Annotated in this window: 13 protein-coding genes and 1 pseudogene; 6 read left to right on the forward strand and 8 right to left on the reverse strand. The window is 72.0% G+C overall.

Features of this window, described 5'->3' with window-relative positions; genetic code table 11:
* Nucleotides 1-21: 21 nt before the first annotated feature.
* From ACFYZB_RS29540 to ACFYZB_RS29555, 4 genes are read right to left on the reverse strand one after another with little or no spacing between them, the layout of a single operon-like run.
* Complete coding sequence (locus tag ACFYZB_RS29540; protein WP_388763827.1) at nucleotides 22-837, reverse strand: ABC transporter permease; 816 nt, start codon at nucleotides 835-837, stop codon at nucleotides 22-24.
* 12 nt (nucleotides 838-849) lie between these two features.
* On the reverse strand, nucleotides 850-1,743 hold the full coding sequence (locus ACFYZB_RS29545; protein ID WP_388763829.1) for an ABC transporter permease: 894 nt from the start codon (nucleotides 1,741-1,743) through the stop codon (nucleotides 850-852).
* 3 nt (nucleotides 1,744-1,746) lie between these two features.
* Complete coding sequence (locus ACFYZB_RS29550) at nucleotides 1,747-2,943, reverse strand: ABC transporter substrate-binding protein (RefSeq protein WP_388763830.1); 1,197 nt, start codon at nucleotides 2,941-2,943, stop codon at nucleotides 1,747-1,749.
* A 36-nt stretch (nucleotides 2,944-2,979) separates the two neighbouring features.
* A complete protein-coding gene (locus tag ACFYZB_RS29555) occupies nucleotides 2,980-4,011 on the reverse strand; it encodes an ABC transporter ATP-binding protein (RefSeq protein ID WP_388763831.1) in 1,032 nt (343 codons plus the stop codon).
* 101 nt (nucleotides 4,012-4,112) lie between these two features.
* Here ACFYZB_RS29555 and ACFYZB_RS29560 point away from each other — a divergent pair, with 101 nt between their 5' ends.
* From ACFYZB_RS29560 to ACFYZB_RS29570, 3 genes are all read left to right on the forward strand, one after another.
* Complete coding sequence (locus ACFYZB_RS29560; RefSeq protein WP_351208313.1) at nucleotides 4,113-4,874, forward strand: GntR family transcriptional regulator; 762 nt, start codon at nucleotides 4,113-4,115, stop codon at nucleotides 4,872-4,874.
* A gap of 37 nt (nucleotides 4,875-4,911) precedes the next feature.
* Complete coding sequence (locus tag ACFYZB_RS29565; protein ID WP_388763833.1) at nucleotides 4,912-5,673, forward strand: cache domain-containing protein; 762 nt, start codon at nucleotides 4,912-4,914, stop codon at nucleotides 5,671-5,673.
* A 269-nt stretch (nucleotides 5,674-5,942) separates the two neighbouring features.
* On the forward strand, nucleotides 5,943-6,677 hold the full coding sequence (locus ACFYZB_RS29570) for a DMT family transporter (protein WP_388763834.1): 735 nt from the start codon (nucleotides 5,943-5,945) through the stop codon (nucleotides 6,675-6,677).
* A gap of 334 nt (nucleotides 6,678-7,011) precedes the next feature.
* On the opposite strand, the gene ACFYZB_RS29575 is transcribed toward ACFYZB_RS29570, so the two are convergent.
* Together ACFYZB_RS29575 and ACFYZB_RS29580 are read right to left on the reverse strand one after the other, a co-directional pair.
* Complete coding sequence (locus ACFYZB_RS29575) at nucleotides 7,012-7,776, reverse strand: thioesterase family protein (protein ID WP_388763909.1); 765 nt, start codon at nucleotides 7,774-7,776, stop codon at nucleotides 7,012-7,014.
* A 164-nt stretch (nucleotides 7,777-7,940) separates the two neighbouring features.
* Nucleotides 7,941-8,591: an NAD(P)H-dependent oxidoreductase gene (locus ACFYZB_RS29580; protein WP_351208369.1), complete on the reverse strand. Its 651-nt coding sequence runs from the start codon at nucleotides 8,589-8,591 to the stop codon at nucleotides 7,941-7,943.
* A 147-nt stretch (nucleotides 8,592-8,738) separates the two neighbouring features.
* Here ACFYZB_RS29580 and ACFYZB_RS29585 point away from each other — a divergent pair, with 147 nt between their 5' ends.
* Together ACFYZB_RS29585 and ACFYZB_RS29590 are read left to right on the forward strand one after the other, a co-directional pair.
* Nucleotides 8,739-9,131, forward strand: a complete 393-nt coding sequence (locus ACFYZB_RS29585) for a helix-turn-helix domain-containing protein (RefSeq protein WP_351208310.1) — start codon at nucleotides 8,739-8,741, stop codon at nucleotides 9,129-9,131.
* Between the two features lie 19 nt (nucleotides 9,132-9,150).
* Nucleotides 9,151-9,456: pseudogene (locus ACFYZB_RS29590) on the forward strand (hypothetical protein); the annotation flags it as partial.
* On the opposite strand, the gene ACFYZB_RS29595 reads toward ACFYZB_RS29590, so the two are convergent.
* The gene (locus ACFYZB_RS29595) at nucleotides 9,411-10,889 is read right to left on the reverse strand and encodes a glutamate-cysteine ligase family protein (RefSeq protein ID WP_388763836.1); all 1,479 of its coding nucleotides are present in this window, start codon (nucleotides 10,887-10,889) and stop codon (nucleotides 9,411-9,413) included. The pseudogene ACFYZB_RS29590 and the gene ACFYZB_RS29595 overlap by 46 nt on opposite strands.
* A gap of 191 nt (nucleotides 10,890-11,080) precedes the next feature.
* Between ACFYZB_RS29595 and ACFYZB_RS29600 the strand changes: the two genes are divergently transcribed.
* The gene (locus ACFYZB_RS29600; RefSeq protein WP_388763838.1) at nucleotides 11,081-12,199 is read left to right on the forward strand and encodes a substrate-binding domain-containing protein; all 1,119 of its coding nucleotides are present in this window, start codon (nucleotides 11,081-11,083) and stop codon (nucleotides 12,197-12,199) included.
* 137 nt (nucleotides 12,200-12,336) lie between these two features.
* On the opposite strand, the gene ACFYZB_RS29605 is transcribed toward ACFYZB_RS29600, so the two are convergent.
* On the reverse strand, nucleotides 12,337-12,486 hold the full coding sequence (locus ACFYZB_RS29605) for a hypothetical protein (RefSeq protein WP_388763840.1): 150 nt from the start codon (nucleotides 12,484-12,486) through the stop codon (nucleotides 12,337-12,339).
* Between the last annotated feature and the right edge of the window lie 110 nt (nucleotides 12,487-12,596).

Genomic DNA, 12,596 nt, shown 5'->3' on the forward strand with positions numbered 1-12,596 from the left:
GTCCGCCGGCCGTACAGGCTCTCACACCCGGCTCGACGTCGCCGTGTCCGCGGACAGCCGCTGGGCGACGTAGATGGGGATCACCGACAGCAGCACGAGTACCGCGGCCACGACGTTCACCACCGGTGCCTGTTGCGGCCGGGTCATGTTGTCGAAGATCCAGATCGGCAGGGTCTGGATCCCGGGCCCCGCGGTGAACGTGGTGACCACGATCTCGTCGAAGGACAGGGCGAAGGCGAGCAGACCGCCGGCCAGCAGCGCGGAACGGACCAGCGGGAAGGTGACGTCCGCGAAGGCGCGGAAGGTGGTCGCGCCGAGGTCCATGGCGGCTTCCTCGTACGAGGCGGCCGTACGGCGCAGCCGGGCCACCACGTTGTTGAAGACGATCACGATGCAGAACGTGGCATGGCCGACGATCACCGTGAACAGCCCGAGCCCCACGCCGAGCGGCTCCAGCACCGTCCCGAAGGCCGAGTTGAGGGCGATGCCGGTGACGATGCCGGGCAGCGCGATCGGCAGGACGACGATGAACGACACCGTGTCCCTGCCGAAGAAGCGGTGCCGCGCCACGGCGAACGCGATGAGCGTGCCGAGGACCAGCGCGATCGAGGTCGCGCCCAGCCCCGCCTTCACCGAGACCCACAACGCCTGCCGGGCACCGGAGTTGTGCCCGGCCACCGACCACCAGTGCCAGGTCAGTCCCGGCGGCGGCCAGCTCGCGCTGCGGTCGGGGTTGAGCGAGTTGACGAGGACGAGCAGCAGCGGGACGTAGATCACCGCGAAACCGAGCCCGGCTCCGGTGCGCAGGGCGATGCGCGCGGTGCGGCTGAGATGCATGGCGCTCTTCTCCTACAGGCTGTTGAGTGCACCGGTGCGGCGGATCGCCAGCAGATACAGGACGATCACCACGACCGGTACGGTGCCGAGCGCGGCGGCCATCGGCAGGTTGAGCTCGATGTTGGAGTACACGAGGTTGCCGATCAGCTGGGTCTTGCCGCCGACGATCTGCACGGTGATGTAGTCGCCGAGGCTGAGCGAGAAGGTGAACACCGAACCGGCCGCGACCGAGGGAAGCACCATGGGCAGCACCACCGAGCGGAAGGTGCGCCCGGCCCGCGCCCCGAGATCGGCCGAGGCGTCGAGCAGGCCGGCCGGGAGCTGTTCGAGGGCCGTGTGGATCGGCAGGATCATGTACGGCAGCCACAGGTAGGTCAGGGTGAGGACCGTGGCCGGCAGGCCGAAGCCGGGGCCGCTCAGCCCGAACGGCGCCAGCATCCAGTCGGCGAGGCCGCCCTCGGACAGGATGAGCCGCCAGGCGTACACCTTGACCAGGTAGCTCGCCCACAGCGGGGTGAGGATGGCGACCACCAGCAGCGGACGCCACTTCGGCCGGGCCACCCGTGCGGTGTAGAAGGCGACCGGGAAGGCGATCAGCGCGCACAGCACGGTCACCGCGAGCGCCACGCCCACGCTGCGCAGGATCACCTGACGGAAGACGGGCGTGGTGAACAGCTCGTGGAAGTTGTCCGTCGACCAGACCTTCACCACCTGCGAGGTGAAGGAGTTCGTGGTCCAGAACGCGGAGGCGAACAGGACCGCGAGCGAGCCGAGGTACAGGACGGCGAGCCACAGTAGCGGGGCGGTGAGCAGCAGGGTCAGCCGCAGCCGGGGCCTGCGGTGCAGGCTACCGGCGAGCCGCCGGACGGTTCCCCGGCCGGCGGCGGTCGTCACGTCGGTCGTCACGGCTCAGCCCTTGATCTCGGTCCAGGCCTGCACCCACTTGGCGTACGGCACGCAACGGACGTCCTTGCGGCCGTCGAGGCACTGCTCGATGGGCGTGTTCCAGAAGGCGATCCTCTTCCAGTAGCTCTCGTCGGCCGCGTGGTAGACCGTGCAGAAGTTCTTGTCACTGGTCTCGGCGCACGCCCTGGAGTTGGCCGGCGCCTCGCCGAAGTACTCGGCGACCTCGGCGTTGACCTTGGGAGAGACGATCCAGTTCAGCCACTTGTAGGCGCAGTTGGGGTGCTTGGCCCTGCTGTACACCATCCAGGTGTCGGACCAGCCGGTCGAACCCTCCTTCGGCACCAGCGCCTTGACCTCGGCGCCCTCGGAGGAGGCCAGGTTGGCGATGACCTGCCAGGTGGTGCCCACCACCGAGTCACCGCTCTTGAAGGCGGAGACCTCCTTGAGGTAGTCGCTCCAGTACTCCCCGACGTTGTGGTTCTGCTGCTTGAGCAGGGCCACGGCCGCGTCGAACTGCTTCTGGTCGAGCGCGTACGGGTCCTCGATCTTCAACTCGGGCCTGGTGGCCTTGAGATAGAGGGCCGCGTCGGCGATGTAGATCGGCGAGTCGTACGCGGTGACGTGGCCCTTGTACCGGGAGGCGTCGTCGAAGACGGCGGACCAGGAGGTGGGCGCCGGCCTGACCTTGCGCGTGTTGTACATCAGCAGGTTGGCGCCCCGGCCGTGCGGGATGCCGTACATCTGCCCCTTGACCGAGTTCCAGGCGCCGTTCTTCAACCCGGCGAAGATGTCCTTGTAGTTGGGGACCAGGGCGGTGTTGACGGGAGCGGCGTCGCCGGAGGCGATCAGGCGCAGGGAGGCGTCGCCGGAGGCGGAGACGGCGTCGTACTCGCCGGTCTTCATCAGCTTGACCATCTCGTCCGAACTGGCGGCGACCTTGGAGTGGACCTGGCAGCCCGTCTGCTTCTCGAAGTCGCCGACCCAGTTGACCTTCGGGTCGTTGGAGCCGTCCTCGACATAGCCGGCCCAGGCGATCAGATTGACCTGGCCCTCGGTCCTGCCGAGCTTCGTCGGGGCCTTGAGGTCGGGCGGGTTGAGGCCGGTGGCGGACGAGCTGCCCGAGCCGGAGGAGTCACAGGCGGCGGCGAGCAGCAGGGCGGCGGCGCAGGCCGCGGTGCGCAGGGTACGGGTGAGGCGCACGGCGTTCTCCATGGGGACGTAGAGACGGGGGAGGGGTCAGGAGGGCAGCCGGACGGCGTGCCGCCGGTGCCACGTCAGGCGCACCCGGGTGCCGCGGTAGGCGGCGACGTCCTCGGAGGAGGCCTCCAGGTTCTGCTGGAGCGCGGTGAGCCGGCCGCCGCCGTCGAGGTCGACGAGGAAGCGGGTGGCGTCGCCGAGATAGACGACCTCGGCGACGGTTCCGGTCGCGGTGGCGTGCTCCGGCTCGTCCGCCTCGGCGGACTCCTTCAGGACGCGGATCTTCTCCGGACGGATGTTGTACGTGCCCGGGGCGCCGGCGATCCGGTGGGCCGTCTCTCCCTCGAGCAGGTTCGAGGTGCCGACGAAGGAGGCGACGAACGGGGTCGCCGGGCGCTCGTATATCTCGGCGGGCGTGCCGACCTGGGCGATGCGGCCCTGATCGAAGACGGCGATGCGGTCGCTCATCGTCAGGGCCTCCTCCTGGTCGTGGGTGACGAAGACGAAGGTGATGCCGACCTCCCGCTGGATCGCCTTCAGCTCGACCTGCATCTGCTCGCGCAGCTTCAGGTCGAGGGCGCCGAGGGGCTCGTCCAGCAGCAGCACCCGGGGCCGGCCGACGAGGGCGCGGGCGAGGGCGACGCGCTGGCGCTGCCCGCCGGAGAGCTGGGCCGGGCGCCGCTGGCCGTAGCCCTCGAGGCGGACCTCGGCGAGCGCCTTGCGGGCGCGGACGAGCCGTTCGGCCTTCGGTACCCTGCGCACCTTCAGGCCGTAGGCGACGTTCTGTTCGACCGTCATGTGCGGGAAGAGGGCGTAGTCCTGGAAGACCGTGTGCACGTCCCGCTCGAACGGGGCGAGGCCGGTGACCTCCTGACCGGCGAGTTCGATCCGGCCCTGGTCCGGTGTCTCGAACCCGGCGACCAGCCGGAGGACGGTCGTCTTGCCGGATCCGGACGGGCCGAGCATCGAGAAGAACTCGCCGTCCCGGATCTCCAGGTCGATCCCGGCCACGGCGGTCGTCTCGCCGAACGACTTCCGCAGGTCCTGCAGCCGGATCGCAATTCCCTCCATAGGGGAACCTTTCTGGCGCGCTGTACGTTGAACCGCTTGACCGCAAACATATGAAGTCATAGTTCTAAGCTCAAGGTCCCCTCAAGGTAAAGCTTGAGTCAATGCGCGAGGTGGTGACCGCCGTGAGGCAGTACGAGATCGAGGGCGGCGCCCGCAGGGCCGTCTTCAGCCCGGTGGACAACCGGGCCCGCGTGGACGCGGTCGTCCGCCGCATCGGCGACGCCATCGAACTGGGTCTCCTCGCCGACGGCGAGCAGCTGCCCGGCGAGACCGAGCTCGCCGGGCAGCTCGGCGTCTCGACGGTCACCCTGCGCGAGGCGCTCATGGCCCTGCGGCAACAGGGCCTGGTCACCACGCGTCGGGGCCGCGGGGGCGGCAGCTTCGTCTCCCTCCCCGAAGTCCCCGCCGACGACCGGCTCAAGGTCCGGCTGCGCGGCTGGAGCACCGAGGAACTGCGCGACCTGGGTGACCACTGGGCCGCCCTGTCCGGCGCCGCCGCCCGGCTCGCCGCCCAGCGCACCGAATCCGACGACCTCCACCAACTCCGCCGGACCGCAGAGGAGTTGACCCACGCCGGCGACGTGGCGGCACGCAGCAGGCTGTACGGCCGCTTCCACGTCGAACTCGCGGCGGCCGCCCAGTCCGCCCGGCTCACCCGCGAACAGGTCGCCCTGCAGAGCGAGATCGGCGCCCTGCTGTGCCTGGTCCTGGCCGACGACGTGTTTCGTGAAGAAGTTGCGGACCGTCAACGCGCCGTGATCTCCGCCGTGCAGGATGGGGCCCACGAAACGGCCGGCACGCTGGCCGAGCGGTGCGTCAGGGAGTCGACGGCGCGGCTCGTCGCCGTACGCCTGACCCTCTGACCGCGCCGCGTCAGGTTCCCGTCCGCTGGAGGACACCATGGGCCGGAGCCCCGCCCTCACCACCCTCGACACGGAAGCCGAGACATGGGTGGCCGCACAGGTCGGCGGCGCGCTGGAGGCCGTCTTCGAGACGGTCGCCGCCACGCGCGCGGAAACCGAGGCCCTGCTCGGCCGCGTGGCCGCCGAAGGCCGTCTCCCCGCCAGCGCCGACCTCGCCGCCCTCCGCCCCGGACTGCACGTCCACCTGACCCGCGAGGAACTCGTCTCCGGTGTCGGCTTCGTCGCGGCGCCCGGACTGCTGACGGACGTGCCCGCCTGGCTGGAGTGGTGGCAGTCCGGCGCCGACGGCGCCGTACGCCCGCTCCTGCTCGACCTCGATCCCGGCCAGTCCGCCTACTCCGACTACACGCACTGGGACTGGTTCGCGCTGCCCCGCGACACCGGGCGCCGCGCGGTGGCCGGACCGTACGTCGACTACCTCTGCTCCGACGAGTACAGCCTGACCCTCTCCGAACCCGTCCGGATCCAGGGCCGGTTCGCCGGAGTCGCCGCCGCCGACGTCTATCTGCGGCACTTCGAGACGGCCGTCCTTCCCCTACTGCGGCGCGTGCCCCGCCCCGCCCACCTGGTGAACGCCCGGGGCCGGGTCGCCGCCTCCGCCGACCCCGCCCACCTGGCCGGCTCCCTCACCAAGGGCCCGGACTTCGGCGAACTGCTCGGGGCGGCGCGGCCGGGCGCGTACGACGGCATGCGCCTGGTGCCGTGCCGGGGCGTGCCCCTCGTGCTGGTGCTCGCCTGAGCCCGAGGAGGGGGCCGAGCGACCCCCGTTCGTCACCGTCCCACCCCTTGATCCACAACGGTTCGTCCCCCTAGGGTGCGAGGGCCGCCGCACCCCGGAGTCCGATAACCATCACCCAGCACCTCACCCCTCGCGCACGCGCCGCCCTCGTCGTCGGCCGGGGACTCGGCACCGCACCGGCCCCGGGGCTCGTCCTCGGCGGGATCCTCGGCCTGCAGGGCGGGGCCGCGCTGACGACCCGTCTCTACCCGGCCGTGGGACCGGCCGGCGTGGTGACCCTGCGGCTGGCCATCGCCGCGGTCGCCCTCACCGCGCTGTGGCGGCCCCGGATCCGCGGCGACCGGGCCGGGCTCGGCATCGCGGCGGCCGCCGGAACCCTGCTCGCCGTGCACCACCTCGCCTACTACGAGGCGGTCGCCCGGCTGCCCCTGGGCGCCGCCACCACCCTGGAGTTCCTCGGCCCCTTCGCCATCGCCCTGTGCGGTTCGCGCCGCGCCCCCGACCTGCTGTGGGCAGGCCTCGCCGTCACCGGCGTCCTGCTGCTCAGCCGCACCGGTACGGCGCTCGACGCGACCGGCGTCGCCTGCGCCACCGTGGCCGGATGCTGCTGGGCCGGATACATCCTGCTCGGCAAGCGGCTGGCCGGACACGCCCCGGACGGGCGAGGCCTGGCGCTGGCCGTGGCCTGGGGAGCCCTGATCAGCCTTCCGTACGGCATCACACAGGCGGGCACCCGCCTCCTGGACCCGGGCACCCTCGCCGTGGCCGCGGCGGTCGCCGTGCTCTCGAGCGTCGTGCCCTACACGTTCCAACTGGAGGCCCTGCGCCGCCTGACTCCGCGCCTCTTCGGCGTCCTGACCAGCCTGGAACCGGCGATCGGCGCACTGATCGGGCTGCTGTTCCTCGGTCAGCACCTCGCGGTGGCCCAGTGGACGGGGGTCGCGGCGGTGGGGCTGGCTTCGGTGGGGGCGACGCGTACGGAGGGGGCTGCGGGCGGGACTTGAGCCCTGGACGATCCCGGGCTGCGGGGTGCGCGGCCCCGCGTACGGCCGCCTTCCAGTCACGCACACTCCACCGGGACAGCGCCTGATGATGCCCAAGCTCCCACCGGGGGTTGCGAGTCATCGGCGTGGACGGCACCCCGCGGCTGGCGCCGCGCCCGTCCGAGCACGTGGCCTGCGCGGGCGGCGAGCCGATGCTGAGCGCGGGGGCGATCCGCTGCGGCGAGGCCGCCGGCCGCCGGACGGTGTGGGAGGTGAGCAACCAGTCGACGGGCCACTGCCCGGCAGCGGCTCATGGCCCGCGGCTGTGTAGGGGGGAACGCCGAGGCCTGCGTGCTCAGGTGCCCGGAAGCGGCCGCAGCGTGAGCGTCTGCTGGGCCTGGCCGACCGGGCCGTGGATGTCGTGGAGGACACTGCTGGTGAGGCCCTGGCCGGTGGGGCCGAAGGTGACCGTCGTGTCCAGGCCGACCCAGCGGCCCGCCGGTTGCCGGTGCAGGTGGATCGTGAGGTCGACGTTGGGGAACATCCACTCGGTGGGCGGCCGGCGTACGGCGATGCCGTTGGCCGTGTCGACGAGGGCGACGTAAGCGGCGACCGGGCTGCTCTGCTCGCCGGCCACGAGGTCGAGGTCCGTGGAGATCCAGACCGTGCCGCGGCCCGGCTCCGCGGGAGTGACCGGCCGGATGTCGACGGACGCGCAGTGGCCGCCGGGCCAGACCTCGGCCAGGGAGTGGCCGGCGAGCCCGTCCGGCGGGGTGAGGCGCGCCTCGGCACCGCCGGCCACGGCACCGGTGTCCACCTCGGTCAGCAGCCAGGCGCGGGCCCGTACCACCGGCCGGTCCGCGATGCGTACGACCGCTTCGAGCAGTTCGATGGTCCGGCCGGGCCGGATCGACTCCACCTGGATCTCGCACTCGTCCAGGGCGAGGCGCCCCAGGATGTCGAAGCTGATCCTGGACAGGAGCAGTCCGCTCGGCGGGCGCTCGGCGCGGTACTGGTCGATCGCATGGACGACGAGTCCGGCCAGCGGGCTGAAGTGCTGCTCGTCGGGATCCCACGCGCCGCTCGCGTGCGGGGTGGGCTTGTAGCGATGCTGGTCCATGCGCTCGAAGTAGCTGGCGGCCAACGGGTGCCTCTCCTCCGGATGTTCGTGCACGTCGTGCGCTGAGCAGGTCGTTGCACAGTACATCCGTGACCGTGACCGGTTCAGGGGAGGCCGCTCGGCCCGGCGCCACGCGCGGGCGGTGCCGGGCCGAGCCGGCTCGGTCAGGCCGCGAGCCGCTCCGCGAGCTGCTTGGCCTTCGTGGCGGCCTCCTCGAGGGCGCGGTCGCGCGAGGCCTCGTACAGCGGGACCAGCTCGGACATCGCCGGGTTCTGCGGGGCCATGGTCAGCTCCGGGACGATGAAGTCGACGTCCAGACCGAGTGCGTCGCCGAGGACGGCCTTCAGGTAGTTCTGCACGTACTCGTACCCCTCACGCGGGGTGCCCGGCCCGTACGCGCCGCCCCGGCTGGCGACGACCGTCACCGGGGTGCCCTTCGCGGACGGGGTCTCGCCGGCGGTGCGGCCGATGAGGATCACGTTGTCCAGCCAGGCCTTGAGGGTCGAAGGGATCGAGAAGTTGTACATCGGGGCGCCGATCAGCACCGCGTCGGCCTGCTCCAGTTCCTCGATCAGCCGGACCCGCTCGGCGAAGGCAGCGGCCTGCTCCGGCGTGTGCGAGGCGGGGTCGGCGAAGCCGGCGGTGTGCGCGGCGGCGGTGATGTGCGGGACGGGCTGCGCCGCAAGGTCGCGGTGGACGACCGTGCCGTCGGGGTGCTGTTCCTGCCAGTGCGTGCGGAAGGCCTCCGCCACGGCGCGCGAGGCCGAGGCCTCGGCCGGGAACACGGACGAGTCGATGTGCAGCAGGGTGGCCATGGTGACTCCAGAAGAAGACATAGAGAAAGACAAAAGGGACAGGGGTGTCCCCCGGCTCAGCACTGGCTGAGTTTTCGTACATAACTATCTCTAGCATAGGGGCTTACTTTTTTTCACCCCCCTACGGCGAGGTAGTACCCTGATCGCATGGCAGCGGACGTGACCCACGACAGGGCGGCGTGCAAGCGGGTGGACGACGGCATCACGCGTGTGTTCCAGCTGCTCGGAAAGCGCTGGAGCGGCCCGATCGTGGCCGTCCTGGTGGAACAGCCCGCACACTTCGCCGACCTGCGCCGGGCCGTCCCCGGCATCAGCGAGCGCATGCTGTCCGACCGGCTCGCGGAACTCGGCGCGGCCGGGCTCGTGCTCCGCGAGGTCGACGAGGGCCCACCCCTGCGCGTGTCCTACCGGCTGACCGAAGCGGGGGCCGCCCTGGGTCCGGCACTCCGGGAACTGGCCGCATGGGCGAAGGCCCACCTGCCGGACGCGCCGTCGTGCCCCGGCGTGGAGCGCGAGCGGCCGGCCGGCGCCCCGGCGTAGAGCGGTCACGCGGCGGTGCCGTCCCGGGCGAACCGTGCGGATCGGGCAGCCCACCCAGTGCGTCTTCTCGGACGTGCTGGTGCGCAACCTGCCCGACGGCCTGGTCTTCGGCCTGCCGAACGAGGAGTACCCGACCCGCACCGGACGCACCTTCGACGGCACGGGCATCCCGCCGCAGCCGGCCGAACCGGTCTTCGCCGAGGAGGAGTTCGCGAAGCACCGCGACGCGTCCTTCGACCGTGCGCCGAACCTGCCGGGCGGGCGCGGCGGAGCCTGCTCTCAGTCCACCGGCCAGGTGTGGACGGGCGCGTTGAGGTGCATGTAGTCGATGTACAGCTGGGTCATCTGCCGCAGGGCCTCGTGGCGGCCGGCGCGCGTGGTCGCGTCGAGGTGGTGGAACATCTCCTTCTGCCACACGGCGCCGTTGCGCGCCACCACACAGCGCTGCTCGATGATGCCGAGCAGCGGCTCCCGCCACGCGTCGTCCATGCCGGAGTGCTCGAGTCCCCGGTGGGCGAGCGGCAGGAGCCGGCGCAGCACCAGTTCCGGCACCGGCACCTCGCCCATGCCCGGCCAGTACACCAGGGCGTCGATGCCCTGCCGGGCGGCGGTGTGCAGATTGTCCTCGGCGGCCGCGAACGACATCCGCGACCACACCGGCCGGTCCTCCTCCACCAGGGCCCGGGTGAGGCCGTAGTAGAAGGCGCCGTTGGCGAGGGTGTCGGCGACGGTCGGTCCGGCGGGCAGCACCCTGTTCTCCACCCGGATGTGCGGGACGTCGTGGGAGACGGCGTACACCGGACGGTTCCAGCGGTAGATCGTGCCGTTGTGCAGGGTCAGCTCGCCGAGTTCGGGGATGTCGCCCCGGTCCAGCGTCTCCGCCGGGTCCTGTTCGTCGCACATCGGGAGGAGGGCGGGGAAGTAGCGCAGGTTCTCCTCGAACAGGTCGAAGACGCTGTTGATCCACCGCTCCCCGAACCACACCCGGGGCCGTACGCCCTGCACCTTGATCTCCTCCGGGCGGGTGTCCGTGGCCTGTTCGAACAGCGGGACGCGGGTCTCGTGCCACAGCTCCTTGCCGAACAGGAACGGCGAGTTGGCCGCCAGCGCCACCTGGACCCCGGCGATGGCCTGCGCCGCGTTCCAGTAGCGCGCGAACTCCTCGGGAGACACCTGGAGATGGAACTGCGTGCTCGTGCACGCCGCCTCCGGGGTGATGGTGTCCGCATAGGTGCGCAGCCGGTCCACGCCGTCCACCTCGATGCGCAGGTCCTCGCCGCGGGCCGCGAAGATCTGGTCGTTGAGCAGCTGGTAGCGCGGGTTCTCCGACAGGGTCTCCTCGCCGATGTCCGCCTGCCGCAGAGTGGGCAGGATACCGATCATGATCAGCCGGGTGCCGATCGACCCGGCCCGCTCGTCCGCGTGGTTCAGCGCGGCACGGATCTCCGACTCCCACGCGTCGGGACCGCCCGCCGTCAGCCGCCGGGGCGGCACGTTGATCTCCAGGTTGAAGCGGCCCAGCTCGGTGGACCAGGCGGGGTCGGAGATCGCCTTCAGCGCATCGGTGTTGCGCATCGCCGGCTCCGCGTCGTCGCCGACCAGGTTCAGTTCGATCTCCAGACCGACCTGCGGCCGCTCGGACTCGAAGCGTGCCTCGCGCAGCATCTGCGCCAGCGTGTCCAGGCACGCGTGCATCTTGATCCGGTACCGGCGGCGGTCCTCGCGGGTGAAGACGAGCGCCGGGACGTCGCGCCCCATCGGCCCTCCAGGATGCCCCTCGTCGCAGCCCTCACCACCCAGCGTCGCACCAACACGCGAGCCCCACCAGACGCGGCCGGTACCTGCCCGGCCCTGTACAGCGCGTGGGCATGCGGTCGCCTTGGGGAGGCCGCTGCTGCAGGGGCAAGGGGCGGTGGCCCCGGAGCGGTGGAGGTTGCGAAGATGGGCCCATGACCTCCTCGCACGGCGCTCGCCGGCCCACGATCGCCGACGTCGCCGCCGCGGCGTCGGTGTCGCGGACCACGGTGTCCCACGCCCTCAACGGCATCGGCAAGGTCGACCCGCGGACCCGGGAACGCGTCAAGAAGATCGCCGCCGAGCTGGGGTACCGGCCCAACCTGCGCGCCCAGCGGCTGCGCCGGGGCCAGGCCAAGGCCATCGCGCTGGCCTCCTCGATGCCGTTCGCGGTGGCCGGCGGCCCCTCGCGGCTCGGCTTCTACATGGAGGTGGCCGCCGCCGCGGCCGAACGGGCCCTCGTCCACGGCTACGCCCTGGTGCTGATCCCGCCCGTGCAGTCCGGATCCGCGCTCTACTCCGTCGACATCGACGGCGCGATCGTGGTCGAACCCGAGGCGGACGACGCGGCCGTGGCCCAACTGCGCGAGCGCGGGCTGCCGTACGTCGCGCTGGGCCGGCCCACCGCACCCGACGACGACGCTCCCTACGTGGACCTGCACGGCGGCAGGGTGGTCGAACTTCTCCTGGACCACCTGCGCGACCAGGGCGCCCGCAGCCCGGCGCTCGTCGTCGGCGCGGGCACCCGGCACTCCGCTATCGACGCCCGCACCGCTCACGAACGGATCGCCGCCGCGTACGGCTGGGCGCCGATCGTCGCGACCGCGCCGGAGGACGGCGGCGAGCAGGCGGGGTACGACCGGTGTGCCGAACTGCTCGCGGAACACCCCGGCGTCGACGCGCTGTGCGTGCTCGTCGACGCCTTCGCGGTCGGCGCCGTACGGGCCCTGCGGGACGCCGGCCGCCGCATCCCCGACGACGTCATGGTCGTCACCCGGTACGACGGGCTGCGCGCCCGCACCTGCGAACCCCCGCTCACGGCGGTCGACTTGGGACTGGGCCGGGCCGCCGCGGACGCGGTGGAACTACTGCTCGCCCGGCTGGGCGCCCGACCGGGCACGGGCGCGGCAGCCGGACCGGAGGAGACCGGGGCGACGGAAACCGCTCCGGCGGAGTCGGGGGGCGAGGCGCCGGCCGCCGCGCCCCGGCTCGTCCTGCGCGCCTCGTCCCTGCGGCGTCCGCCGGGCCCCGGCGACCGGACCCCGCGAAGCTAGTGCCCCAACGGGCAACGTTCGCCCCGTCGCGACGCCGGCACCCCCCAGCCTTCGGCCGGGGGAGCCCTAGAGCACGCACCGGAGGCTGCCCCTTGACGGGCAAACGTTGCCTGCCGGGGCACTGGCGGCCGGCGAGATCACGTCCCGGCCATCAGCACCACCCCCGACACCAGGGCGAAGACGAGGACGAAGGCGCGCATCTTCCGCGCGTCGAGGCGCCGGTGCGCGAGGCGGCTGAGCCCGGCACCCGCCGCGAGCGCGGGCAGCAGCAGGAGCGCCCAGCCCATGTCCGCCGGACGGCCGCGCCCGGTGCCGAACAGCAGGGCCAGGGAGGCGACTTCTGGCCGAAGGCTGAGGGGAGCCCTAGAGCACGCACCGGAGGCTGCCCCATGACCGG

It is taken from the genome of Streptomyces sp. NPDC001852 (assembly GCF_042891825.1).
GTDB lineage: Bacteria > Actinomycetota > Actinomycetes > Streptomycetales > Streptomycetaceae > Streptomyces.